At 44.2% G+C, this 22,924-nt stretch carries 30 protein-coding genes, 1 tRNA gene, 1 pseudogene and 1 riboswitch; of the genes and pseudogenes, 13 read left to right on the top strand and 19 right to left on the bottom strand.

The window, feature by feature from the left end; genetic code table 11:
• The coding region (locus BTW01_RS04810) for an HNH endonuclease (RefSeq protein WP_238391398.1) at positions 1-890 on the top strand (890 nt) is incomplete at its 5' end.
• Positions 891-905: 15 nt separating this feature from the next.
• Positions 906-1,373 (top strand): DUF6985 domain-containing protein, encoded by a 468-nt coding sequence (locus tag BTW01_RS04815; RefSeq protein WP_162101902.1) that lies wholly within the window; start codon positions 906-908, stop codon positions 1,371-1,373.
• A gap of 195 nt (positions 1,374-1,568) precedes the next feature.
• On the opposite strand, the pseudogene BTW01_RS04820 reads toward BTW01_RS04815, so the two are convergent.
• Positions 1,569-1,736 (bottom strand): annotated as a pseudogene (locus BTW01_RS04820) (peptidoglycan-binding domain-containing protein); the annotation flags it as partial.
• A 180-nt stretch (positions 1,737-1,916) separates the two neighbouring features.
• Positions 1,917-1,989: transfer RNA gene (locus BTW01_RS04825), tRNA-Val, on the bottom strand.
• 171 nt (positions 1,990-2,160) lie between these two features.
• On the opposite strand from BTW01_RS04825, the gene BTW01_RS04830 reads away from it, so the two are divergent.
• Together BTW01_RS04830 and BTW01_RS04835 are read left to right on the top strand one after the other, a co-directional pair.
• On the top strand, positions 2,161-3,351 hold the full coding sequence (locus BTW01_RS04830; RefSeq protein ID WP_162101904.1) for a DUF819 family protein: 1,191 nt from the start codon (positions 2,161-2,163) through the stop codon (positions 3,349-3,351).
• 68 nt (positions 3,352-3,419) lie between these two features.
• On the top strand, positions 3,420-3,965 hold the full coding sequence (locus tag BTW01_RS04835; protein WP_162101905.1) for a GNAT family N-acetyltransferase: 546 nt from the start codon (positions 3,420-3,422) through the stop codon (positions 3,963-3,965).
• Positions 3,966-3,997: 32 nt separating this feature from the next.
• Here BTW01_RS04835 and metC read toward each other — a convergent pair whose 3' ends face one another.
• Complete coding sequence (metC, locus tag BTW01_RS04840; protein WP_162101906.1) at positions 3,998-5,173, bottom strand: cystathionine beta-lyase; 1,176 nt, start codon at positions 5,171-5,173, stop codon at positions 3,998-4,000.
• The gene (gene metI, locus BTW01_RS04845) at positions 5,166-6,287 is read right to left on the bottom strand and encodes a cystathionine gamma-synthase/O-acetylhomoserine thiolyase (protein ID WP_162102173.1); all 1,122 of its coding nucleotides are present in this window, start codon (positions 6,285-6,287) and stop codon (positions 5,166-5,168) included. The genes metC and metI overlap by 8 nt, the downstream gene beginning before the upstream one ends.
• Positions 6,288-6,355: 68 nt before the next feature.
• A riboswitch (SAM riboswitch) is annotated at positions 6,356-6,478 on the bottom strand.
• A 167-nt stretch (positions 6,479-6,645) separates the two neighbouring features.
• On the opposite strand from metI, the gene BTW01_RS04850 reads away from it, so the two are divergent.
• From BTW01_RS04850 to BTW01_RS04860, 3 genes are read left to right on the top strand one after another with little or no spacing between them, the layout of a single operon-like run.
• Positions 6,646-7,368 carry an esterase family protein gene (locus BTW01_RS04850; protein ID WP_162101907.1) on the top strand — a complete coding sequence of 241 codons (723 nt, stop codon included), beginning with the start codon at positions 6,646-6,648 and terminating at the stop codon, positions 7,366-7,368.
• Positions 7,369-7,403: 35 nt separating this feature from the next.
• Positions 7,404-7,919, top strand: coding sequence for a YjcG family protein (locus BTW01_RS04855; protein WP_162101908.1), 516 nt, complete (start codon positions 7,404-7,406; stop codon positions 7,917-7,919).
• Between the two features lie 4 nt (positions 7,920-7,923).
• Complete coding sequence (locus BTW01_RS04860) at positions 7,924-8,343, top strand: GNAT family N-acetyltransferase (RefSeq protein ID WP_162101909.1); 420 nt, start codon at positions 7,924-7,926, stop codon at positions 8,341-8,343.
• A gap of 40 nt (positions 8,344-8,383) precedes the next feature.
• Here BTW01_RS04860 and BTW01_RS04865 read toward each other — a convergent pair whose 3' ends face one another.
• Together BTW01_RS04865 and BTW01_RS04870 are read right to left on the bottom strand one after the other, a co-directional pair.
• Positions 8,384-8,740: a hypothetical protein gene (locus BTW01_RS04865; protein WP_162101910.1), complete on the bottom strand. Its 357-nt coding sequence runs from the start codon at positions 8,738-8,740 to the stop codon at positions 8,384-8,386.
• 232 nt (positions 8,741-8,972) lie between these two features.
• Entirely contained in the window at positions 8,973-9,227 is a 255-nt protein-coding gene (locus BTW01_RS04870; protein WP_162101911.1) for a hypothetical protein, read from the bottom strand.
• Positions 9,228-9,344: 117 nt separating this feature from the next.
• Between BTW01_RS04870 and BTW01_RS04875 the strand changes: the two genes are divergently transcribed.
• Entirely contained in the window at positions 9,345-11,624 is a 2,280-nt protein-coding gene (locus BTW01_RS04875; RefSeq protein ID WP_162101912.1) for an ATP-dependent helicase, read from the top strand.
• 72 nt (positions 11,625-11,696) lie between these two features.
• Here BTW01_RS04875 and spoVIF read toward each other — a convergent pair whose 3' ends face one another.
• From spoVIF to yjcA, 4 genes are all read right to left on the bottom strand, one after another.
• Positions 11,697-11,951: a sporulation-specific transcription regulator SopVIF gene (spoVIF, locus tag BTW01_RS04880; protein WP_162101913.1), complete on the bottom strand. Its 255-nt coding sequence runs from the start codon at positions 11,949-11,951 to the stop codon at positions 11,697-11,699.
• A gap of 131 nt (positions 11,952-12,082) precedes the next feature.
• Positions 12,083-12,238, bottom strand: a complete 156-nt coding sequence (locus BTW01_RS04885) for a YjcZ family sporulation protein (RefSeq protein ID WP_162101914.1) — start codon at positions 12,236-12,238, stop codon at positions 12,083-12,085.
• Positions 12,239-12,319: 81 nt separating this feature from the next.
• Positions 12,320-12,526: a hypothetical protein gene (locus BTW01_RS04890; RefSeq protein ID WP_162101915.1), complete on the bottom strand. Its 207-nt coding sequence runs from the start codon at positions 12,524-12,526 to the stop codon at positions 12,320-12,322.
• 284 nt (positions 12,527-12,810) lie between these two features.
• Complete coding sequence (yjcA, locus tag BTW01_RS04895) at positions 12,811-13,167, bottom strand: sporulation protein YjcA (protein ID WP_162101916.1); 357 nt, start codon at positions 13,165-13,167, stop codon at positions 12,811-12,813.
• A gap of 158 nt (positions 13,168-13,325) precedes the next feature.
• On the opposite strand from yjcA, the gene cotV reads away from it, so the two are divergent.
• The 5 genes from cotV to cotZ all read left to right on the top strand — a co-directional run bounded on the left by cotV (position 13,326) and on the right by cotZ (position 15,904).
• Positions 13,326-13,712, top strand: coding sequence for a spore coat protein CotV (gene cotV / locus BTW01_RS04900; protein WP_162101917.1), 387 nt, complete (start codon positions 13,326-13,328; stop codon positions 13,710-13,712).
• Between the two features lie 40 nt (positions 13,713-13,752).
• The gene (gene cotW, locus BTW01_RS04905; RefSeq protein WP_162101918.1) at positions 13,753-14,076 is read left to right on the top strand and encodes a spore coat protein CotW; all 324 of its coding nucleotides are present in this window, start codon (positions 13,753-13,755) and stop codon (positions 14,074-14,076) included.
• Between the two features lie 94 nt (positions 14,077-14,170).
• Positions 14,171-14,680, top strand: coding sequence for a spore coat protein CotX (gene cotX / locus BTW01_RS04910; RefSeq protein WP_162101919.1), 510 nt, complete (start codon positions 14,171-14,173; stop codon positions 14,678-14,680).
• A gap of 153 nt (positions 14,681-14,833) precedes the next feature.
• A complete protein-coding gene (cotY, locus tag BTW01_RS04915; protein ID WP_162101920.1) occupies positions 14,834-15,322 on the top strand; it encodes a spore coat protein CotY in 489 nt (162 codons plus the stop codon).
• A 132-nt stretch (positions 15,323-15,454) separates the two neighbouring features.
• Entirely contained in the window at positions 15,455-15,904 is a 450-nt protein-coding gene (gene cotZ, locus BTW01_RS04920; RefSeq protein ID WP_162101921.1) for a spore coat protein CotZ, read from the top strand.
• A gap of 74 nt (positions 15,905-15,978) precedes the next feature.
• On the opposite strand, the gene cotO is transcribed toward cotZ, so the two are convergent.
• From cotO to tenA, 9 genes are all read right to left on the bottom strand, one after another.
• Complete coding sequence (gene cotO, locus BTW01_RS04925) at positions 15,979-16,662, bottom strand: spore coat protein CotO (protein ID WP_162101922.1); 684 nt, start codon at positions 16,660-16,662, stop codon at positions 15,979-15,981.
• 102 nt (positions 16,663-16,764) lie between these two features.
• Entirely contained in the window at positions 16,765-17,541 is a 777-nt protein-coding gene (gene fabI / locus BTW01_RS04930; protein ID WP_162101923.1) for an enoyl-ACP reductase FabI, read from the bottom strand.
• A 136-nt stretch (positions 17,542-17,677) separates the two neighbouring features.
• Positions 17,678-18,493, bottom strand: coding sequence for a bifunctional hydroxymethylpyrimidine kinase/phosphomethylpyrimidine kinase (gene thiD, locus BTW01_RS04935; RefSeq protein ID WP_162101924.1), 816 nt, complete (start codon positions 18,491-18,493; stop codon positions 17,678-17,680).
• Between the two features lie 15 nt (positions 18,494-18,508).
• Positions 18,509-19,522, bottom strand: coding sequence for a thiazole biosynthesis adenylyltransferase ThiF (thiF, locus tag BTW01_RS04940; protein ID WP_162101925.1), 1,014 nt, complete (start codon positions 19,520-19,522; stop codon positions 18,509-18,511).
• Positions 19,519-20,289 carry a thiazole synthase gene (thiG, locus tag BTW01_RS04945; RefSeq protein WP_162101926.1) on the bottom strand — a complete coding sequence of 257 codons (771 nt, stop codon included), beginning with the start codon at positions 20,287-20,289 and terminating at the stop codon, positions 19,519-19,521. Before thiG ends, thiF begins: the two co-directional genes overlap by 4 nt.
• On the bottom strand, positions 20,286-20,486 hold the full coding sequence (thiS, locus tag BTW01_RS04950; protein ID WP_162102174.1) for a sulfur carrier protein ThiS: 201 nt from the start codon (positions 20,484-20,486) through the stop codon (positions 20,286-20,288). The genes thiG and thiS overlap by 4 nt, the downstream gene beginning before the upstream one ends.
• Positions 20,486-21,595 carry a glycine oxidase ThiO gene (gene thiO / locus BTW01_RS04955; RefSeq protein ID WP_162101927.1) on the bottom strand — a complete coding sequence of 370 codons (1,110 nt, stop codon included), beginning with the start codon at positions 21,593-21,595 and terminating at the stop codon, positions 20,486-20,488. The genes thiS and thiO overlap by 1 nt, the downstream gene beginning before the upstream one ends.
• Positions 21,579-22,196, bottom strand: a complete 618-nt coding sequence (tenI, locus tag BTW01_RS04960) for a thiazole tautomerase TenI (protein WP_162101928.1) — start codon at positions 22,194-22,196, stop codon at positions 21,579-21,581. The genes thiO and tenI overlap by 17 nt, the downstream gene beginning before the upstream one ends.
• On the bottom strand, positions 22,174-22,881 hold the full coding sequence (gene tenA / locus BTW01_RS04965; protein WP_162101929.1) for a thiaminase II: 708 nt from the start codon (positions 22,879-22,881) through the stop codon (positions 22,174-22,176). The genes tenI and tenA overlap by 23 nt, the downstream gene beginning before the upstream one ends.
• Positions 22,882-22,924 lie beyond the last annotated feature (43 nt).

The raw sequence follows: 22,924 nt of genomic DNA on the forward strand, positions 1-22,924 counted from the left end.
TCGGAAATATCGTTGGTCCAAAAGGTGCGGGTGCCGCGGTGCAAACCACTACCAAGCTTTCTAAAGTAGGTAAAGTGGTTGAAAGCGGAACAGCTGCTACTCATGTCAATAAAGGAATAAACAAAGGCAAAGCTTACATCAATTCTATTATTAGAAATAAGAATGATCTTGCACTGGTTGGGATTGCACAAGACGTCGAGAATACGTATAACGCAAAAAATACTCCTCTATTAAAAAGTATGATTGAAGATAAAAAAGAGAGTGTTCTCAGAAGATCTGAACGTTCTAACAATAAGGGTGATGTGGGTTTAGTTAATCGGAATACGGATATTCCTCCCGCCTTTAAACAAGAGAAATTTGCCAGTACATATGAATCCAGACTGAAACAAACTCCTGCAGAAATGAATGCAAAAGTCGTTTTTGAAGGGAAAAGAGGAGAGTCTTTATGTACTCTAAAACCACCACCAGACCCCAAGTTACAGCAAATTTTAAATGAAGCTGGAATTAATGGGATTGAGTATAGAAATGGAGTGCCTGATTTCTCACCTGTAGCAAAAGGCCAAGTTGAGGTTGATTATATGTTAGGTGGGAAAGGACCTAAAGGAAATGCTGCTAGAGGTTATAATTTTAACCAAGCAAATGAAAAATTAGCAGAACAACTTAATAATTCGCCAGAAATGGCTCACAAATTTGGAATGGAATCTGGTGCAATCAGAGCAAAAGACATAGAAAAATTCCGAGTGAAAAATAACTTAACATGGCATGAACTAAATGATGGAGTTACTATGCAACTTGTGCCAACGGAAATAAATGCTAAGTTTGGTCATGTTGGTGGAGTTGGTGAGATAAACGCAGGAGCTTTTAAACCTGGAGGATTTACCAATAATTAATAAGGAGATTTGAAAATGACATTAAATGATAAAGTATTTGGAGAACTTGATTATCAGTATCAATGGGTAGGATACAGAAATATAAATTTTTTAGAGAAAGACACAGAGATAACGTTATTAATAGGCGGGGAAGAAGATGGAGAATTTGATGAAGGTCAATATGTAGCATATAATTCACTAATGGATAATTGGGAGCAAGTCCAACATAATATATTACGACCGATTCTTGATTATTATAAACAAAAAAGACAGGAACTCGGTTATGATGTTTCAGTGAACGAAGACTATCCATTAATTGAAACAATAGATCAATTAATTGAACATATTACATTAGTCGGTATTTCTGTTCCTTATGATTTTCTTCGTGAAGGACGTGATATTGGATTATCGTTTGATTGTACTTGGGATGAAGAAAATGGTTTAGGAGTTCGTCTCATAAATGAAGAAGTAGAAGAGGTAGGTTATCAGGATGTTGCGATTTAAAGTACTGCGAAGATTTTCTAAATAGCGATCTAACTAAAGAAGAAAAGGAAGACATTATAAAGTGTAATGCAGAAATATACTTCCCGACAATTGGATTATCACCTATAGAATGGTTGAAAAGCGTAATAGAAAAACTAAAAGAAGCTATTTAAAAGAAACACTGAAAGGCCCCCTTTTATGAGCGGCCTTTTTATATTACTTCAATTCCGCTTCAATTTTCACCTTAGTCTTCGGATCATAAATACCATCTGCGGACAGCCCGCACCTACTCTGGAACCGTCTGACTGCATTTGCTATTTTCGGACCATAATAGCTATCGATACCGAAGTTTTCGGCTTTCTTATCTGGGTAGAAATGCAATGCGCGACAGTGCTGCTTGGCAGCATCACTAGCTGAGCTATTCAACAATTTTAACCCTAAAAAGAGACACGACCAATAAATTTCGAGTCAAAAGTCAAGTTCGCCAACAACTCGCCAACAACTCTCGAATTTGATTTTATTAAAGCAAAGTAAAAAACCCTTGCTGCGCAAGGGTTTAAGCTATGATTCCGACTGGGCTCGAACCAGCGACCTCTACCCTGTCAAGGTAGCGCTCTCCCAGCTGAGCTACGGAATCATGATATGTATGTGTTGCTGGGTATGTGGTTGTCTTTCTGACAAGGTCTATTATATAACTTCCTCCTCTATTCGTCAACTACTTTTCAGAAACTCTTTTTTGAAACTTGCTGTTTAGTTTGTAGGCCATTATAATATGTCTTAATTTTCTAACATTAGAGGGTGATGTGGCTTGCATTCTTTAATTTCTTCCGATGATGTATGGGGATTGTGGGGGTTTATTGCGGTGTGGGCGGCAGTGAGTATTGGACTGGAGCAACGCTTTAAGTGGGCGTCTGCTGTGTCTGGGGCTGTCATTGCGCTTGCAGGTGCAATGGTGTTTACAAATATAGGGGTGCTTCCTGTTGAGTCGCCTGTATATGATACCGTATGGGCTTATGTGGTGCCGCTTGCAATTCCCCTTTTGCTGTTCCAGATCAATGTGCGGCAGATTTTTAAGGCAAGCAGGCGATTGCTGTTTATGTTTCTGATTAGCTCCGCTGGCACTGTCCTTGGGAGCATCCTCGCTTTTTTCATTTTCAAACAGCATATTCCTTATCTCGATAAAATTGGCGGGATGATCAGCGCTTCTTATATCGGCGGCGGGGTCAACTTTGCTGCGTTAGCGGCGAAATTTGAAACACCGGGGGAATATGTATCTGCTACTGTTGTGGCTGATCATTTTATGATGGCGCTCCTATTTTTTATTTTAATCAGCATTCCGGCACTAAAATGGTTTCAACAGCATTATGCTATGCCATTTGAAGAAAAAGCAAAAGCTGAGGGGGATAGCGGAAAGAGTGCAGAAAGCTATTGGAAACGAAAGGATATTTCTTTAAAGGATATCGCTTTTCATGCCGGTGCTGCTTTTGCGCTTGTGGCGGTTAGTGTGAAGGTTTCCGGTTATGTGAAAAGCATGTTTTCTCATCCTCTGGTGACTGGAACGTTTGGCGATCAGTATCTGATCCTTACATCCTTAACTATTCTGGTCGTCTTTCTCTTCCCGCATTTTTTCGAGAAGCTCAATGGATCACAGGAGCTTGGAACCTTTTTAATTTATTTATTTTTTGTGGTGATTGGCATTCCGGCAGATCTGCGCTTCATTGTCACCAATGCGCCTCTTATTCTGTTATTTGTCTTCCTTGTTGCCATCAGTAATTTAGTGATTTCCTTAGCTATCGGGAAATTGGTCCGCGTGCACCTTGAAGAAATTTTGCTCGCTGTCAATGCTGCTGTCGGGGGGCCAACGACCGCTGCTGCGATGGCAATCGCCAAGGGCTGGCATGATCTTGTGGGGCCGATCATGCTTGTCGGTACGCTCGGTTACTTCATTGGAAATTATGTTGGCACCTTTATGGGAAATTGGTTTTCTTCTTTCTTATAAAAAGGGTTTTTACACTTTCCTCAGAATATGTAAGAGTAATGCTGACAAGAGGACGGAGAGATCAATGTATGTTAAAAGGAAATACCATTTATATAAAGCATTTAGATGTAAAGGATGCAGAAGAAAACCTGCGGCTGCAAAGCGAAAACCGGGATTTTTTTGAACAGTTTTCCATGATTCGTGCAGACGATTATTATACGGTTGATGGGCAAAGAAAACAAATTACCGAGTATTGGCAAAGACAGGAGGATGATGAAGAATATCATTTTGGCATTTTTATAGCATCAAACGATTCCTTAATCGGGACAGTTTCGCTTTTCCAACTCATCCGCGGGGCGCTGCAAACTGCATTCATCGGATATTTTTTAGACAAAGCCCATAATGGAAAGGGTTTTATGACAGAGGCAGTCAGATTGATTGTTGATTTTGCATTTCACGAATTGAAATTGCATCGGATTGAAGCCGGTGTGATGCCCCGCAACATCGGGTCTATGCGTGTATTGGAAAAAGCGGGATTTCATAAAGAAGGCATTGCCAGAAAAAATGTGAAAATTAACGGCGTCTGGGAGGATCATCAAGTCCTCGCAATTTTGAATCCTAATGATAATATATAATAGAAGAAGCCGAGTTATCCCCGGCTTCTTTTTTAACGAACTGGCACGGGAGCAATTTGCTTCAGCGCTTGTTCGAAATCACGTTCTAAATCGTCTGCGTGTTCGACACCCACACTAAGACGGAGCAGACCGTCTGTAATACCGCGTTTTTCACGCTCTTCCTTAGGCATTGCCGCGTGAGACATTGTTGCAGGATAAGACAAAATGGATTCTACTGCACCAAGGCTGACAGCAAAGACAGGAAGTGATACGTTTTCTACTAATGCCTTAACAGCCTCTTTGCTTTCAAGCTCAAAGGATAGCACGGCGCCCGCTCCCACCGACTGGCTTTTATGCGTTTCAGCGCCCGGATGATCAGACAGCCCTGGATAATACACGCGTTTCACCGCCGAATGCTTCTGGAAAAACTCCGCAAGCCGCTGCGCTGTTTGGCTCGCTTTTTCTAAACGGACCTGTAATGTTTTTAAGCCGCGTAGCACGAGCCAGCAATCTTGCACGCCAAGGACGGCGCCAAACGCGTTTTGCAGCTTATACAGCTGCTTCCCAAGCTCTTCATCCTTGACAGCAGCCAGTCCTGACAGCACATCGCTGTGTCCGCTCAAGAATTTCGTTGCACTATGAAGCACAATATCCACGCCAAGATCAAGCGGACGCTGCAGTGCCGGTGTCATGAATGTGTTGTCCAGAAAGGTCAGACAGCCGTTTTCTTTTGCAAGCTGAACAACTGCTTTAATATCAGTGATCCCCAGTGTCGGATTTGACGGTGTCTCCATATAAATAACCTTTGTGTTCGGCTTGATCTTCCGCGCTACTTCATTCGTATCCGTCATGTCGACAAATGTATGCTCAATGCCAAACCGGGTCAGCACCTCTGTCACCATACGGAAGGTTCCGCCGTATACATCTTCCGTCACAAGAACGTGATCGCCCTGTGACAGAAGTAAAAATGCTGTTGAGATTGCAGCCATGCCTGAACTAAAAGCAAATCCTCTCGTTCCGCCTTCCAGTGCGGCAATTGTTTCTTCGAGAGCTGTTCTTGTCGGCGTGCCTGAGCGGCTGTAATCGTATGAGCCAAACTCTTCAAATGAAGATTGATGAAAAGTCGATGCGTGCTGGATCGGTACACTGACTGCCCCTGTTGATCCGTCTGTTTTAAATGGATTGTGCACGAGCTGGGTTTCCAGCGTCCAATTATTATGATTACTCAAATGAAACAGCTCCCTCTTTAACCTGACATAGCGCTTGTTTTAGATCCTCTTTTAAATCGTCTGCATGTTCTATTCCGACCGAAAAACGCAGCAGGCGATTGCAGACTCCGTTTGCGATACGGATATCTTCAGGAATATCCATGTGTGTCTGTGTGGCAGGATATGTAATGAAGCTCTCCACCCCGCCGAGGCTTTCTGCAAAACAGATTGTTTTCAGCGCTTTTAAAAATGGATTGATCCACTCTTCGTTTTGCAATCGGAAGGACAGCATGCCGCCTTTACCCGGATACAGCACATCCGCAATTTCTTCCCGATCTTCTAAAAACGCCGCAAGCTCCTGTGCGTTTGCCTGATGCTGGCGCATTCTGAGACTGAGCGTCTTCATTCCTCTCATCAAAAGCCACGAATCAAACGGAGGCAGGACGGCGCCGATTGCATTTTGATGCTGAAACATTTCCTCTCCAAGCTTCTCATCCTTTACAACGACAAGTCCCGCAAGCAAGTCGTTATGCCCGCCTAAATACTTGGTTGCGCTGTGAATCACAATGTCTGCCCCCAGTTCAAGCGGACGCTGCAAAACCGGTGTATAAAATGTATTATCTACGATCAGCAGAAGACCGTGCTCTTGAGTGATCCGAGCAATTTTTTCAATGTCCGCCTCTTGCATGAGCGGATTTGTCGGTGTTTCCACAAACACCGCTTTGGTATTCGGCGTTACCTTTGAGCGTAAACAGTCCTCATCGCTAAAATCATCATAATGAAAGGTCAATCCGTATTTTTTCCATTCATTTTCAAACAAACGGTACGTGCCGCCATATAAGTCCGATGAAACGATCAGTTCATCTCCGCTTTTAAACAGTGCCATAATCGTTTGGATGGCTGCCATTCCCGAACTGAAGGCAAGCCCTCTCGCTCCGTTTTCTAAACTGGCGATTGCGTCCTCGACAAGCTGGCGTGTCGGGTTTTTCGTCCGAACATAATCAAATCCAGTCGATTCCCCGATCCCCCTGTGGCGGTATGCTGTTGATAAATAAATAGGAGGACTCACTGTTCCCGTTACTTCGTCGCTTCGGTTCCCGATTTGGGCTAATTTCGTTTCAACGTGCTGTGACATAGAGCTGACACCTTCCCTTTTCATAATAAAAAACCCCTTCTTGATAAGAAGAAGGGGTTTAACGCTTCTTCTTATCTTCCAAGCATAAAAAACGCTTGCTGGATTTAGCACCTTGGCGCTTTGCACTTATGCAAAACAGGCCGGTTGCTGAGGTTTCTAAGGGCCAGTCCCTCCACCTCTCACGATAAGAAATATCGATTGAAATTTTCTGATTGTTTTATATTAGCGCAATTTGCAGTTTATTTCAACACTTTTTTGTTCGAGTTCCGAACGGTTTAAAGAGAGAAATTTCTAATAATTCATGGTACAATAATGGCAAATAGCAAGAAAGTCTAGTGATGTCCTGGAGGAATATATGATGGCACCGAAAAACGGCACAGTACAAGAAAAAAAGTTCTTTTCAAAAGAGCTTAATGAGGAAATGACATTGCTCGTTTATCTGCCGTCCAACTACTCCCCTCTCTATAAATACCATGTCATTATCGCACAGGACGGGCATGATTATTTCCGGCTGGGGAGAATCGGCAGACAGGTTGAAGAATTGCTTTCCAAACGGGAAATAGAACGGTGTATAGTTATCGGTGTGCCTTATAAGGATGTAAAAGAGCGCAGAAAAACCTACCATCCGGAAGGCTCAAAATTTTCGGCCTATAAACGGTTCATCGCCCATGAGCTCGTTCCGTTTGCTGACGAGGCGTATCCTACCTATCAGATCGGCTACGGGCGAACACTGATCGGGGACTCGCTTGGAGCGACCATATCGCTTATGACAGCGCTTGATTATCCAAATATGTTTGGAAATATTATCATGCAGTCTCCTTATGTTGACAAACATGTTTTGGAAGCTCTCAAACAGTCGGGCGATATCAAACACCTCTCTATTTATCATCAAATCGGAACAAAAGAAACCGACGTCCACACGACAGACGGAAGCATTCTGGATTTTACAAAACCGAATCAGGAGCTGAAACAGCTGCTGGAGGAGAAGCTTTCCGATTATGAATTTGAACCATTTGAGGGCGATCACAAATGGACATATTGGCAGCCGCTCATCACGCCTGCGCTGAAAAAAATGCTTTGACACTTTATCATAATTTATTTCAGGAGGGACATACTATGAAATATGGAATCGTTTTATTCCCATCAAAAAAACTCCAAGACCTTGCGAACTCTTACAGAAAGCGCTATGACCCAAGCTATTCCCTGATCCCGCCTCATTTGACGCTGAGAGCATCGTTTGAATGTGCGGATGAGAAAGCGGATCAGCTTGTATCCCATCTGAGAAACATCGCAAAGGAGTCCCATCCGCTCGTTCTCAAAATGACAAAATACAGCTCATTTGCCCCTGTTAATAATGTCATTTACATCAAAGCAGAGCCGACGGAAGAATTAAAAACCCTCAATGAAAAGTTATACACCGGTGTGCTGGCTGGTGAACAGGAATATAGTTTTGTTCCGCACATAACGGTCGGTCAAAACCTTTCCGACGATGAACATTCAGATGTGCTGGGACAATTAAAAATGCAGGAAGTATCTCATGAAGAAATCGCAGACCGTTTTCACTTGCTTTACCAGTTAGATAACGGATCGTGGACAGTATATGAAACCTTCTTGCTGGGCGGAGGAGAATAATCGTTTGGAAGCAGTTATCGCAAAAAATGAAGAACAAATAAAAGATGCATTTTATGTAAGAAAAGAAGTCTTTGTCAAAGAACAAAACGTGCCTGCTGAAGAAGAAATTGACGAACTTGAAAATGAAGCGGAGCATATTGTCGTGTATGACGGCGAAAAGCCTGTCGGTGCTGGCAGATGGCGCATGAAGGACGGATACGGCAAGCTGGAGCGAATTTGCGTATTGAAAAGCTACCGCTCCTCCGGTGTCGGCGGCATCATTATGAAAGCACTCGAAAAAGCGGCCGCAGACGGCGGCGCTTCCGGTTTCACGTTAAACGCACAAACGCAGGCCGTGCCGTTTTACAAAAAACACGGGTATCGTGTGCTGTCTGAAAAAGAATTCCTCGATGCCGGCATTCCCCATTTGCAAATGGTTAAATGATCGCATAACTTAAGGTCCTTATACAGGGCCTTAAGTGATATCAAGCTACTTTGTTTATAGAAATAGTATGACATACAATTTCTGCATTTAAAGGCGGCATGAGGATTTTACTTTTTAATAATTCTTTCCCTTCGCTCTGGATTGTTGACATCTCAATATTCTGGAGAAAATAAGGGATTTGGGACCTTTGCAAATCTTTTAACGGTTTTATTCGATCATCAGCAGTTGTAACAAATGAAAATGATGAACAACCTGTAAAAGATAACTTTACATTACTGTCTGTGTCTTCAAATATCATTATTATTTCGTCACCGAAAAAATAAGACTCTAATTGCAGGACCCTTGCGTCCCAATAGTGTAAACGTTCAAGATCTCTTTGGATCTGCTCCGCTTTCATAAAAAACCACCTCGATGTCATTTGGTAAATGAATTACCACAATAATTAAAAATTGTATTAACAAATCTTTTCAAGCGGAATTCTCCCGGTTTTTAGATTTCTTAAAGTATTTAACTTGAGGGTTAATGGATAAAATCATTGCATCACCCCGTTCCCAAAATCTTTTATGACATATTACAATGATATCTAACATTCTGCAATAAAAAATCTCCGAATGATTATCGGAGATTTTTTATCTATATTCATTAATGAAGAATCCTTTTTGATACCTTATACCTTCCTTATGTAGAGAGCGCTTACGTTTTGTCTCGTTTACTTTTCTTTCAGCGGCCGTTTGATTTTCCTGCTGCTTTTCCAGTTCCTTGTATACCCGTTGAAACGGGACATATCGGATTTTTTCAGTTCCGGCATAATCCTGCTTATGTCCAATCGTTCTGTTTGCATATTGAGCGTATTGCTGGCTTTGAATATGACCTGCATATATCATTCGAACCCCACCCTTCTGCTATATCTTTTCCCTTAAACTTACTTTTTGAAACACATTTCTTTTGATATGATAGTCATTGTCTGTAATGAACACCTTTTGATTGGGAGGACCCCTTTTTTGAAATGCGCCCGACTGAATGACCGAACGATACACTTACATACATATTCGAGAGAACATTATCAATTCCTCTTTGAAGAAGGAATAAAAGGACATTTATTTTGTTCTCATTGCGGAAAATCCGTTTTGTTAAGGCTCAACATCGCCGATCCGCCGGAGTTTATCCACCGCCAGCCAGGCGATTTCCCGGCATGTGAGGAGGCGTGCGAACCGAAGCCTGTTATAGAGGAAAAAAAAGAAGACGAGCAGCAGTCTGGTGTCATTCGTTTGCCTAAGGGAAAAGCGATTGCTGCTGATCCGTCTCCAGCTGTAACGGAGTGGCAGCGGCCGAGAAGTATAACACCAAGAATACCATTTGTACAAAAAGCAATAGAACCTGATATGAGCCTTTTTCCATCTGTCGGCTTGAACACGGATCAGCTGAAAGCCGTCACAGAAACGGAAGGTCCGCTGCTTGTGCTTGCAGGTGCCGGAAGCGGAAAAACACGTGTGCTGACTGCGCGCGCTGCCCATATGATCGAACACCTAGGCATACCGCCGGAAAACATGCTGCTTGTCACTTTCACAACAAAAGCTGTCGCAGAAATGAAAGAGCGTATGGCGAAGCAGTATGGATTACAGCCGGCAAAAGTCAGAAGACTTGTCACCGGAACCTTCCACAGCTTGTTTTATAAGATTCTGTATCACTATGATGCCGCGAAGTGGAACGGCGAGCATCTGCTGAAAATGGAGTGGCAGCGGGAACAATATATCAAAAAAGCACTCTATGAAGAAGGAATTGATGAGAAAGAGTTTCCTGTTGACCAAGCCCTGCAGCAGATCGGTTTCTGGAAAAACACTTATGTACCGAATGAACGCATTCCTTTAAAAGACGAGTGGGAAAAACAAGTTTATCGTTTATATGAACATTATGAACGCCAGAAAAAAGAACAAAATCAATTTGATTTTGATGACATGGCTTCAGCCTGTTATGAATTGTTTATTGATCGGCCGGATCTTCTGAAACAATACCAATCTCGGTTTACGTATATCTTAATAGATGAGTTCCAGGACATTAATCCCGTTCAATATAAAATGATGCAAATGCTTGCCAGCCCGGAACAAAACCTTTGCTGCGTCGGGGACGACGACCAGTCCATCTACGCGTTTCGCGGAAGTAATCCGTCTTTTATTCTTGATTTCCAAAAGGATTATCCCGGAGCGAAGACGATCTATTTAACTGCGAACTACAGATCTACACACCCGATTGTTTCAAGTGCTGATATCGTCGTGAAAAAGAATAAAAACAGGTATGCCAAAATGCTTGAAGCAGCCCGTGATGACGTGCAGGCCCCTGTGCTGTTTTATCCATATGACGAAGAGGAAGAAGCAACAATGGTCGTTGCCGATATGAAAGAAAAAATTCAAAATGGAGCAAGCCCTGAAGACTTTGCGGTTCTCTACCGCACAAACAGCGCTGGACGCGCCATTTACGAAAGACTTCATCAATCATCCATTCCATATACTGCTGATCGCGGTGTCCAATCGTTTTACAGCAGACGGATCATCCGCCAAATTCTTGCATACTTGTACGCGAGCCAAAATGAGGATGACACTGAGGCGATTAAGCACTTGCTGCCTGCCTTATTCTTGAAACAGTCCGCATTGAACACGCTGAAGGCACTCTCGATCACCGAGGACTGCTCCATGATTCAAGCGCTGGCCAAGCTGCCTGACCTAAAGCCGTTCCAGCTGACCAAAATCAAGAAGATCGTCCCGTTTTTCACCAGCATCCGCACGATGAAGCCGGTGGAAGCGATCACCTTTGCAGAAGGAAAAATGGGCTTTTCCGAGTATTTAAAAAAACGAGGCAATGAAGGAAATAAACTGGAAAAAGGCTCTGATGATCTGCGTGACATCAAGGTCGTTGCCAAGAAATTCAAAACGATTCCTGATTTTCTCGCCCATGTAGATCATATGCGGGCCGCTGAGAAAAACAAAACGAATGAAAATGGCGTTCAGCTGATGACCATTCACCGGTCAAAAGGCCTTGAGTTCAAAACGGTCTACGTGTTAGGCACCGTAGACGGCTCGATTCCGCACGATTTCTCATTAGAAACAGCGAGAAAAGGAGATGAAGCTTCTCTTGAGGAAGAGAGACGCCTGTTATATGTCGCCATGACCCGGGCCAAACAGCATCTATATTTGTCATGTCCCGCAAACAGGCGCGGTAAAACAGCCCACCGTTCAAGATTTTTATATCCCCTTTTACAGCAAGCAAGACAGCACTTGCATAACTAACAGCCCGACAGTAATCTGTCGGGTCTTTTCTGTAAAAAAGGCCTGCTGCAATGTGTCAGCAAGGCCTGCTGCTTATTTATTATCCATCATTTTGGAAATCGTGTTAAAATCAAGCTTTTCTTTTCCGCTTGTAATAGATTGCACAATCTTATCTTCTAATTCTCTCGGCACGCGTCTGTTTGCCAGCTGTGCTACGCGCTGAATGACACTGCGGACTGTATTTTCATCTTTAAAATTGGCGTTTTGAAGCGAGCCGGCAAGATTCATGACATCCTGCATCTTGACACCTGTTTTCTTCTCGATATTTTTAAAAAATTGATTATCCATAGGACGCCTCCTTTTGGCGGAGTGATATGGTATTGTATGAAGGTACAACATACAATGTGCTTTACCAAAATGTTAAAAATAAACACAAGGTAAGGAAGCACAGGTTATTACCTGTACTTCCTCAATTCATCTTAAAAGAAAGATGCACCTACGATAATGAGGAGAATGAATAATACGACCAACAAAACAAATGTTGAACCATAGCCGCCGCCATAGCCGCCGCCATAGCCGCCAGCGTAACCGCCACAACAACCGTAGCCGCCGCCAAATCCGTATCCAAAGCCCATAGATAAGCACCTCCTTTACTCTCTATACATTATGAAAGCCGAGTTATTTGGCTTGGATAAACGCATAGGGCGATTGCGGATTTACAGTTGATCATACTGGGCCTGACGTTTTTTGAGTAAGGCTTCCGTTTTTTCAGCAAGCTCTTCAATCTCCTCTTCAAACGACAGACCAGCTTCATCAAATGCATTCAAATCTTTTGTGATACGGCTCATCGTGTTTTCATGTTTTGTTTGCTTTTGTTCATGAGGTCCGTATTTGCCTTCTATCCATTTTTCAAACTCATTCACTGGTATCCCCCCACTCATGATATATGCTGAGAACAACCGCTCCGTTAAAAAAAACAAAAAACCGGAGATCTCCGGTTTCTTTGCCAAGTTATTGAGGTTTTTTCTTTTTATTTTTTCCGCACCCGCAGCCTTTCTTTTTAATCTTTTTTGGTTGATGCAATGTTTCTGTATATGGAGTTTTTTGGGAAGGTTTATCGGATTGATTCACTTTGTTCCCTTCCTTTCCTTATATCATATATGCTACTTTATGCGGATGCTAAGGAAAAGTTGCTGGCGGGAATGCCTTATTCCTGCAGCCATTTTGATACGAGCGTTTCGATGATGCCGGCGAGACCGGCGATCGCCAGCAGCAATATCAGCCACTGCGCTGCTTGCGGGATCAATGCCTGGCATAAAATTAAAAAGCCGGCGCACCACACGCCTGTGCACCAATAACAGCTCAGCAATTCACCAATAAATGCCCTCACACCCGTCCCCTTAACCACAATATACGTTTCCATGTTCCCGTCCGCATCCTTTTCCTCCTTCTCTTCGTGAAACAGACTGCGAAGCGGCGCCATAATCGTATCAAATACCAGCAGCCGAGCGAGCCGGAAGACCGCAAGTGAAAGAAGAACAATTGTCAGTCCATTAATAACCACTTGTTCACTCCTTTCCAATCATGATCCCTTCACATATATGCTAAAACCCTATTCTTGATGAATTGTATCTTGTCCGGCGCAAAATTAGTTATTTTTATTATTCCGCTCTGCACCCCTTTTGCATTATATAGAGTATGGATAAGAAAGGAGTGAAGGTTATGTCATTTGAAGAAAAAGTTGCATCCCTGCATCCTGACATATTTGAGCAATTATCAAGCGAATTCGAGCAGCAGATCGAAGTCATTGATTGCGAAAATATCACAATAGATACATCACATATAACATCTGCCCTTTCTATACAAGCCTTAGTTACAACATTGATTATCCTGGCGACACAGCTCGTCATTGCCGACGAAGACTTAGCTGACGAAGTGGCAAGCGACATTCTCATTCTCGACAACTCTCAAATCAAGAAAAGAACCATCATTAAAATTATCAACAGCCGTAATATCAAAATCACTTTATCTGCTGTCGAAATAATAACCTTTGTACAAATTTTGCTTCAGGTGCTAAACAGCATTCTCAATGAACTTGACGTCCTTTAACCCTTTCTTTTCACAAATTAAAAAGCCGAGGTGAAAACAAATGTCAGATAACGATAAAATAAAAGAAGAGCTTGCAAAGCTTCCGGAAGCTGATCCGATGACGAAAATGCTGGTCCAAAATATATTTTCTAAACATGGCGTCACGAAAGACAAAATGAAAAAAGTATCAGACGAAGAAAAAGAAATGCTCTTGAATCTTGTAAAAGATTTGCAAGCTAAATCAGCAGCATTAATCGAAAACCAAAAGAAGAAAAAAGAAGAAGCAGCCGTTCAAGAGCAAAAGAACGATAAACCGCAAAACCGCAGAGAGCAGCTAATTGAACAACTCAGACAAAGACGGCAAAACAATAACAATTCAAATTAACCATAAAAAATAGGGCTCTTCACCAAGATATATGCCTCAGTCAAACTAAGAGGCTCGCTCATTTAATAACAGTAAAAGAAAAGGAGGAATAGATATGGAAAGCAGACCGTATTCTTGGGTTGCACTTGATCCTGACTGCGACCATCCGTTAGATGATAAAGAGAAAGAAAAACATGAAAGAAAATGCCATTGTGATATTTGCTGCCATGGCCATGGATTCGGCCACGATAATGCTTTTATCGACCAAAATATAGCTCAGGCGAATCTGAATAAGCAAGTCTCCGATGAGACCATTATTATCAGAGACTCATGTGACATCAATGTTTCATCCACAGACGTTCAAGCAGTATCGTCAGTCTTAACAGCGATTAATAATGCTACTGTAATATTAACTCTCACATCCATTGCAGACGGCGTAATTGCCGAATTAATCGCACAAGATTTATTACAGATTGCAGCTAACAAACAAGTAAACCGCCAAAAACTTCTCATCGAATGCTCACGAGGTGTAAATGTCACAACAGTAGATGCCGATATCGCAACAGTTATCTCTACAGCAGTAAACCTCCTAGTCGCCCTCTTAACAATCACTCTTGTTCTCTAAGGAACTTAAAAGCAGAGCTAAAAACGCTCTGCTTTTTCTTATTTTCCAAGCATATGATGAATATATAGACGTTCACCCACACCAAGTGGCGTACGGGTACATATGTTGTTAAGGACTAAAGTCAAATACCCTATAAAGAAGGAGCTGAAATCAATGAGCTGCGGAAAAACCCATGGCCGGCATGAGAACTGTGTATCCGATGCAGTGGAAAAGATTTTAGCAGAGCAGGAGGCAGTTGAGGAACAGTGTCCTACTGGCTGCTATACAAACCTTTTGAATCCGACAATTGCAGGAAAAGACACAATTCCGTTTCTCTTGTTTGATAAAAAAGGCGGATTGTTCTCCACTTTCGGAAACGTGGGGGGATTTATGGATGATATGCAATGCTTTGAATCCATTTTCTTCCGCGTCGAAAAAATATGCGAATGCTGTGCAACATTGTCTATTTTGCGCCCAGTCGATGTCAAATGCGATACCTTAAGCGTTTGCCACCCTTGCGACCCGGATTTCTTCGGACTTGAAAAAACAGATTTCTGCATTGAAGTGGATCTTGGATGCTTCTGTGCTATTCAGTGCTTATCGCCAGAGTTAGTTGACAGAACATCCCCTAACAGAGATAAAAAGCATCATCACAATGGATAAACACTTGTAAAAAGGAATCCCCTTCCAAACTCTATTACAGGTGCAAATTATTCAGCTGCTTCCGGCGGGAAGCAGCTGACTCTCCATCATTTCGCCAGTCTCAAGAAATTTATAAGGCAGGAGGGATATAATATGAGCCAAAAAACATCAAGCTGCGTGCGTGAAGCTGTAGAAAATATTGAAGATCTGCAAAGTGCTGTTGAAGAAGACTGCCCGACTAGCTGCAATTCAAAACTTTTGTCACCAACCCATTCGCTAGGCGATACAGTGCCTTTCGTGCTGTTTACATCAAAATCAAATCCTCTGGTCGCTTTCGGAAATGTTGGAGAACTTGAAAATGGGCCTTGCTTTAATACTGTATTTTTCAGAGTGGAAAAAGTTCATGACTGCTGCGCAACATTGTCATTATTAATTGCATTTGACGAACACAAACACATTTTGGATTTCACTGATAAAGATAAAGTTTGCGAAGTGTTTCGACTTGAAAGAACGAACTACTGCATTGAAGTGGACTTAGACTGCTTCTGCGCAATCAACTGCTTAACTCCTCGATTAATCAATCGTACGCACCATCATCATTAAATGCGACTGCAGCGCTTTTCTCTATGTAAAAAAGCTGTCCGGGAACATCTGCCGGGCAGCTTTTTTTCATTCCATTAAAAACCGAGCGGATGTAAAGAAGTGATGTCATCAATCACCAGCTCAGTCGGCGCGCCATTTCCAGTCGTTCGGAGCAGGACAGAATCGTTTCTTCTGCCGACAATCACACCTCTGTACGTTTTTCCATTAGCTTCAATCAAACAAAGCGCTCTCGGCATGTTATGAGGAAGTTTTGTTAAAAAATCAATTTTTTCGTGAATCGTCATCTTGCTCATTGGCTTTTTCACTTTTCTTGCCGGCGGGGCTTTTTCCTCCGCTTTGGCTGCATTATGAACAGCTTCCGGTTCTTTTTCAGGCTTCTGGGCCTCAGGCACAGGCTCTTCCTTTTTTCCTGCTTTCGGAGGCTCTTGTTCAATGGTTTCTTCTGCGGGCTCCGGCTCTGCATTCAGTTCCTGCTGTTTTTTCTTGTTTTCGGGCTCTTTCACCTCTTCTATGTGCTGGCTCACTGACTCAATTTCAGGCTTTTGTTCTGCTTCCTGCACCTCTGTTACCACAGCTTTCTCCTGCTGTTTCTCTCGGTAGGCCGGCTTTTCCTCCGCTTTTGGCGGAGCGGGTTTGTCGGCCTTTCTTTTGATGACAATCTCCTGCATAGATGACCTTGTTGTTTCTGCGTAATCCGGCTGAACAATATACATGAGCGGTTTTTTTTCCGCGTTTCTTTTCTTATTAGACATCTTCATCCCTCCGATTGTGTCATAGTCTATCTATATGACAGAAACCTGAAAATCAGAAGAAATAAAAAAGCAATCCCTCTATTCGGGATTGCTTGATATAGATCCTGCTTAGCGTGCAGTGATATGGAAACCTGAGTCAACGTGAAGATTTTCACCTGTAATGCCTCGAGACATATCGCTGAATAAGAACGCAGCTGTATCGCCTACTTCTTCAGGTGTTGTCGTGCGGCGAAGCGGCGCACGCTCTTCAATATCTTTCAGGATAGAGTTGAAATCGCTGATGCCTTTAGCAGACAATGTTCTGATCGGGCCGGCAGAAATGCTGTTAACACGGATATTTTCTTTTCCTAAGTCAGCAGCTAAGTATTTCACACTTGCATCAAGAGAAGCTTTCGCTACACCCATGACGTTGTAGTTTGGCATCACAAGTTCTCCGCCAAGGTAAGTCAAAGTAACAATGCTTCCGCCTTCAGTCATCATCGGACGTGCTGCTTTGACAACAGCTGTCAGAGAATATGAGCTGATGTTATGAGCCAAAAGGAAACCGTCACGATTTGTGCTTAAGTATTCGCCGACAAGCTCTTCTTTATTAGCAAACGCGATACAATGCGCGATACCGTGGATTACACCGACCTGCTCCTTAATGCTTGCGAAGCATGTTTCGATTTCCGCGTCGTTAGTTACGTCACAAGGAAGAATAATGGAATCGTTGCGTTCTAACGTTCCCGCAAGCTCATGAACAGATTTCTCCAGACGTTCTCCTGCGTATGTGAAAATCAAACGGGCGCCCGCTTCATGTAAAGAGCGCGCAATACCCCATGCGATACTGCGTTTGTTGGCAACCCCCATGACAACAATGTTGCGGCCTTCAAGTGAAAAATTCATATGTATAAAGCCTCCTATATTTAATAAAGACATAGTATTAGTACCTGATCTTAATCCCTATCATATCATAACCTTGTCCAGATGAAAAGCGCATACGATAGACAAACGAAAACGAGACCACCATCAGCTGGTGATCTCATCGGCTCGTTTTTAAGCTGTTTCGCTTAAAGGCGAAATGGTTTGTCGGCCCGTGTCCCGACCCGATACCGAGCGTATTTTCCACCGCTTCACGGACAAAGCTGACTGCCGCCTCGAATGCCTGATGAATGCTATCTCCTTTAGCCGTTTGAGCTGTTACAGCTGCAGCAAAGGTACAGCCTGTGCCATGCGTATGTTTCGTATCGATAAAAGGATGGCTGATCTGCATAAACACGTTCCCATCAAAAAGAAGGTCAGTAATGTGATTGTCATCAGGCTGATGTCCGCCTTTGATGATCACATGCTGCGCCCCCATCTTCACAAGCTCCTCCGCTGCTTTTTTTCGGTCGTCCAATGAGCGGATTGTCAATCCTGTCAGTGTTTCCGCTTCCGGAACATTCGGCGTAACCGCGTAGCTTCTGGAGATGAGCAGCTCCTTTAAGGTGGCAACTGATTCATCATGCAGCAAGGATGCACCACCCTTTGCAATCATTACCGGATCAACTATCACACGATTAAACCCATATTCATCAATTTTTTTCGCCACTCCTTCAATCATTTCAGCATTCCAGAGCATTCCCGTTTTAACGGCGTCCGGTCTCAAATCCTCGGCAACAGCATCAATTTGCTGTCTCAGTGCCTCTACGGTCAGCGGATGCACCCCGTGGACGCCAAGCGTATTTTGAGCCGTTACCGCTGTAATTGCGGACATACCGAAAACATCAAGTTCCTGAAATGTTTTGATATCGGCTTGTATCCCTGCTCCGCCGCCTGAATCAGAGCCTGCGATTGTCAAAGCTTTATATATACTCATGCCATTACACCCCTTTTATGATCCGATCCATTTATGATAAATAGACTTCGCCCGGGCAATATCATTCGTGCCGTGGATCAATGCTCTGCCATCCCGGAACAGCACCATTTTCATATCATCTGAGCGGCAGGAAATTAAATACGGGTTCGCGGCTGCTTCAAATCCGGCTTTTTTCAACTGACAAGCCAGCACATCAAGATCAGCTTCTTTCGTAAAGGATGATCTGATTTGCACCGTGTTCCTGCCGCACAATACAGCTGCTTTTGTTTGATTCTCGTATGACAAAAACGGAAAATCCTTCGTGCCGCAGCTTGGGCATGCATCACGCTTGAGACCAGCCGCTCTCACCTCTGACCGTTCATTTTTCCACAAGTCAAAGGAGCGCAGCACCGGCTCGCACTCTTCTCCCGTCAGCAGCTTCAGCGCGTCTGTCACCTGAAAAACCGCTACCTGCAAAACAGCTGGACTGATGATGCCAGCTGTGTCACATGTGGCGCCCCCAATCGGAAGTGTATCAAGCAAGCAATGCAGGCAGGGGGTCGATCCAGGCACTACGGTAAAAGTGAGGCCGTAGCTCCCTACACAAGCACCATAGAGAAAAGGAATCCCTTCTTTGACCGCAGCATCATTTACGATCAGACGGGTTTCAAAATTATCGGCCGCATCCACAATGATGGAAGTGCCTTTAATCAGCTCAAAGACATTTTCCGCTGTCACATCCATGACAAGGCCAGTCACATCGACATCGCTGTTAATCGAGCGGAGGCGCTGCTCCGCAGCGGCTGCTTTCGGCATTTCGTTTTTGACATCCTCTTCTGTATACAGCTGCTGGCGCTGCAGGTTGCTCCATTCCACATAATCTCTGTCGGCAATCTTCACATTGCCTACTCCCGCTCTCACAAGCATTTCCGCACTCGCTGTTCCAAGCGCGCCGGCGCCGATAATTACGGCGCGCGCGTCTTTCAATTTCTTCTGTCCAGCCGGGCCGATCGGAGCAAACAACTCCTGTCTGGAGTACCTGTCTGTCATACAGGAAGACCTTCTCCCGGACTGCTTGCCGTCCCGTATTGCTTAAGCGGAATGCGGCCCGCCTCATAGGAAAGGCGCCCGGCTTCCACCGCGAGCTTCATCGCACGCGCCATTTTTACTGGATCCTCCGCGCCTGATACGGCTGTATTGAGAAGTACACCGTCCGCTCCAAGCTCCATTGCATATGCTGCGTCTTTAGGCGATCCAATTCCGGCATCCACAATGACCGGCACTTTGGCCTGTTCAATAATAAATGACAGATGCAAAGGATTTAAGATTCCCTGTCCCGATCCAATCGGCGACGCACCCGGCATGATGGCATGAACGCCGAGCTCCTCCAGTTTTCTCGCTAATACAACGTCATCAGACGTATACGGGAGCACAATAAAGCCTTCTTCAAGAAGCTGTTCGGACGCTTTTAGTGTCTCAACAGGATCAGGAAGCAAGGATCGGCTGCAGCCGATGACTTCGACTTTAATCATGTCACAAAGCCCTGACGCTTTCGCCAGCCTTGCAATCCGAACCGCTTCTTCAGCTGTGCTGGCGCCCGCTGTATTCGGCAATAGCGTGTATTTGGATAAATCAAGCTGCTCCAGAAAATTGGGCTGAGACGCTTCAAAGATGTTCATTCTCCGTACAGCAAATGTTAAAATATCAGATTCAGAAACGGCCACTGCTTCCTTTTGGATGTCAAACGATGGATATTTCCCCGTGCCCAGCAGCAATCTTGATTGAAATGATTTCCCGCCAATTGTTAACATACTCATCCGCCTCCTACAAAATGGACAATTTCAATGACATCGCGATCACAAAGCTCAACCTCGTGGTAATGCTCTTTGCTGATAATTTCTTTATTCCTTTCAACGACAACGATTTTATTTTCAAGCTGATAAGACGCCAGCAAGTCTTGAATTGTACCTGTGTCTTTTTCCCACTTCACATCTTTTCCGTTCAGCTGTAGCATCATCTTTTAACCGCCTCCTTGCGATCAATTCGGAATGCGTGCACCCATTCTTGATTAACCTCTTTACCCATGATGAGATCTCTGACCAAAGCACCCGTTGCCGGAGCAAGCAGAATCCCATTTCTGAAATGGCCCGCTGCGAATAAAATACGGCTGTCCTCAGGGTGTCTCCCGATATATGGTTTCCCATCCATTGTCCCCGGCCGCAGCCCTGCCCAAAAACGATCCACCTTCATATTCTGAATGGCCGGCAGCATCGTTTTTGCTTTTTTCATTACTGATCCCATCCCGCCAAGATCCGGTGCTTCACTCCAGTCACCTGGCTTCATTGTCGCGCCGATTATCAGTCTGCCGCTTCTTCTCGGTACGATATAGCAATGATCATGGTAAAGGGTTTTCGTCAGCGGGATATCATCATTCCAAACCGACAGGCACTCCCCTTTCACAGGGAAAAATGAATGATTCAGCCCGAGCTGTTTAAAAAATGTTCCGCTCCATACCCCGCTGGCAATCACGACATGATCCGCCCGCACGTTACCTTTCGGCGTCTCGATAGATAGCGCTTCACCGTCACGTTCGACATGCAGGACAGGCGTATGCTCAAAAAACTCCGCTCCAAGCGCTTTCGCTGCTTTCGCATATGCCTTGCAAGCAAAATAAGGCTCAACATGCACATCATCCTGAATAAAGGCCGCCCCGAAAATGTCATCAGCCGTATATGGCTCTGTATCTAACACTTCTTCCTTTGTATGCCAGCTGACAGAATCCAAATCATCCATCTTCCTCAGCCGCAGTACATCTTCTTCTGAAAACGCAAGCTTAAACATACCGCCGTTATGCTGTCTGATATCGATACCAGATAGTGTGTAAAGCTCTTCTCCAAGCCCTTTGTACAGGCGCTGGCTGTGCATGGCAAAGTCAAAAAACGCATCACGCTCCTCACACTCGGCATGGGCGCCAAGCATACCGGCAGCAGCGCTTGTTGTTCTGCCGCCTATTGCTCCGCTTTCAAACAATGCAATTTCTTTGTTTTCCTTTGCCACATGATAAGCAATCGCAGAACCGATCATTCCGCCTCCAATGACAACCGCATCATAATGCCTTTTCATAGCGCATCTCCTTTAACGTACAGGAGTATCGTCCGGCAGCTTCCAAAGGATCAGCGGAAGAAAAAATCCCCGACATGACAGCGATGCCGTCTGCACCTGCTTGTTTTACATCTCTTAACCTATCCGGCGTCATTCCGCCGATCGCGATAACCGGGATGGAAATCTGCTGTTTGATATCTGACAGCAAAGACACTCCTCGGCCTTCAAGACCCTTTTTGCAATCCGTTTTAAACACATGGCCGAACAGTACGTAGTCCGCATCTTCCTTTTCTGCTCGAAGTGCCTCCTCAAGTGAATGCACCGACCGCCCAATATGAAGATGAGGAAATTTGGCTCTGACCTGCTTTGGCGAAAAACTGCCGCTTGGCAGCTGCACGCGATGAATTGTAGAAAGAAGCGCAATATCCACCCGTTCATTCATGACGAGTTTTCGTTTATCTACACCGCCGTCAGAAATAAGCCTGAGCAGTTCCAAAATGTCGGCTGTCGATTTTGAACGTTCCCGAATGTGTATAAAATCAACTTCATTCTGAATCGCTATCATCGCTTTTGCTAACTGTTCAACCGGCTTACGATCATCAGTTATAGCGTGAAGCTCCACTTTCCTTCACCTCTTTTATATTGGGTTCAGACCAGCCTTCTTTTCGATAAGCCATTCCCCAAAATTGGTACTCGTAGAAACTCGAAATGACAAAATTTTCTTTCATCTTGATGCGCACTTCTTCCGTGGCGTTTTCCGCCAGCTCATCGAAGCGATTGATTTGCTCTTCGACCTGCTGTCTGAACCAGTCACCGCCGTAAGTGCTGATCCACTTCTGATAAATGGGATGGCTCGGATCACACGTCAGCAATTTCTCACCGACTTCATAATATAGCCAATAGCAAGGCAGCAGTGCCGCTAAAATCTCGGCAAAATTCCCGCTCAAAACCGAACGGTACATATGGGATGTATAAGAATATGCCGTAGGAGACGGCCTAAACGCCTTTCGCTCTTGTTCACTGATTTCCAACAGCTCCGTAAACTCGCGATGAAGCGCCATTTCCGCTTCATATGTACCTTGGGCATGGCTTGCCATCCGTCCTGTTGTATAAAGATCCTTCGCATAAGCAGCGCCGAACGATTGCACCTTTGCAAAATGCGTTAAGTAATATGAATCCTGAAGCACATAGTATGTAAACCGGTCAATCGGAAGCGTCCCATCGCCAATTCCTTGAACAAACGGATGGACAAAACTCCCCTCCCACCATTGCGCGGCTGCCCTGCGGCATTCCTCTGAAAACGTCACACATCATTCCCCCTGTCTGATAAATAAAAAACCACTTTCCCGC

Origin of the sequence: Bacillus sp. SKDU12, from assembly GCF_010093085.1 — a bacterium.
Taxonomy (GTDB): Bacteria; Bacillota; Bacilli; order Bacillales; family Bacillaceae; genus Bacillus; species Bacillus mexicanus.

What these genes read in the sequence shown, in the direction of transcription:
- BTW01_RS04865 (WP_162101910.1), bottom strand. Translation starts at nt 8,740, where the DNA reads ATGAAAGCGGAGCAGATCCAAAGAGATCTTGAACGTTTACACTATTGG.
- BTW01_RS04855 (WP_162101908.1), top strand. Translation starts at nt 7,404, where the DNA reads ATGAAATATGGAATCGTTTTATTCCCATCAAAAAAACTCCAAGACCTT.
- cotY (WP_162101920.1), top strand. Translation starts at nt 14,834, where the DNA reads ATGAGCTGCGGAAAAACCCATGGCCGGCATGAGAACTGTGTATCCGAT.
- thiO (WP_162101927.1), bottom strand. Translation starts at nt 21,595, where the DNA reads ATGAAAAGGCATTATGATGCGGTTGTCATTGGAGGCGGAATGATCGGT.
- metI (WP_162102173.1), bottom strand. Translation starts at nt 6,287, where the DNA reads ATGTCACAGCACGTTGAAACGAAATTAGCCCAAATCGGGAACCGAAGC.
- thiF (WP_162101925.1), bottom strand. Translation starts at nt 19,522, where the DNA reads ATGACAGACAGGTACTCCAGACAGGAGTTGTTTGCTCCGATCGGCCCG.
- thiD (WP_162101924.1), bottom strand. Translation starts at nt 18,493, where the DNA reads ATGAGTATATATAAAGCTTTGACAATCGCAGGCTCTGATTCAGGCGGC.
- cotX (WP_162101919.1), top strand. Translation starts at nt 14,171, where the DNA reads ATGGAAAGCAGACCGTATTCTTGGGTTGCACTTGATCCTGACTGCGAC.
- BTW01_RS04835 (WP_162101905.1), top strand. Translation starts at nt 3,420, where the DNA reads ATGTTAAAAGGAAATACCATTTATATAAAGCATTTAGATGTAAAGGAT.
- BTW01_RS04815 (WP_162101902.1), top strand. Translation starts at nt 906, where the DNA reads ATGACATTAAATGATAAAGTATTTGGAGAACTTGATTATCAGTATCAA.
- thiG (WP_162101926.1), bottom strand. Translation starts at nt 20,289, where the DNA reads ATGAGTATGTTAACAATTGGCGGGAAATCATTTCAATCAAGATTGCTG.
- thiS (WP_162102174.1), bottom strand. Translation starts at nt 20,486, where the DNA reads ATGCTACAGCTGAACGGAAAAGATGTGAAGTGGGAAAAAGACACAGGT.
- BTW01_RS04870 (WP_162101911.1), bottom strand. Translation starts at nt 9,227, where the DNA reads ATGATATATGCAGGTCATATTCAAAGCCAGCAATACGCTCAATATGCA.
- spoVIF (WP_162101913.1), bottom strand. Translation starts at nt 11,951, where the DNA reads ATGGATAATCAATTTTTTAAAAATATCGAGAAGAAAACAGGTGTCAAG.
- cotV (WP_162101917.1), top strand. Translation starts at nt 13,326, where the DNA reads ATGTCATTTGAAGAAAAAGTTGCATCCCTGCATCCTGACATATTTGAG.
- cotO (WP_162101922.1), bottom strand. Translation starts at nt 16,662, where the DNA reads ATGAAGATGTCTAATAAGAAAAGAAACGCGGAAAAAAAACCGCTCATG.
- BTW01_RS04885 (WP_162101914.1), bottom strand. Translation starts at nt 12,238, where the DNA reads ATGGGCTTTGGATACGGATTTGGCGGCGGCTACGGTTGTTGTGGCGGT.
- BTW01_RS04850 (WP_162101907.1), top strand. Translation starts at nt 6,646, where the DNA reads ATGGCACCGAAAAACGGCACAGTACAAGAAAAAAAGTTCTTTTCAAAA.
- cotZ (WP_162101921.1), top strand. Translation starts at nt 15,455, where the DNA reads ATGAGCCAAAAAACATCAAGCTGCGTGCGTGAAGCTGTAGAAAATATT.
- fabI (WP_162101923.1), bottom strand. Translation starts at nt 17,541, where the DNA reads ATGAATTTTTCACTTGAAGGCCGCAACATTGTTGTCATGGGGGTTGCC.
- cotW (WP_162101918.1), top strand. Translation starts at nt 13,753, where the DNA reads ATGTCAGATAACGATAAAATAAAAGAAGAGCTTGCAAAGCTTCCGGAA.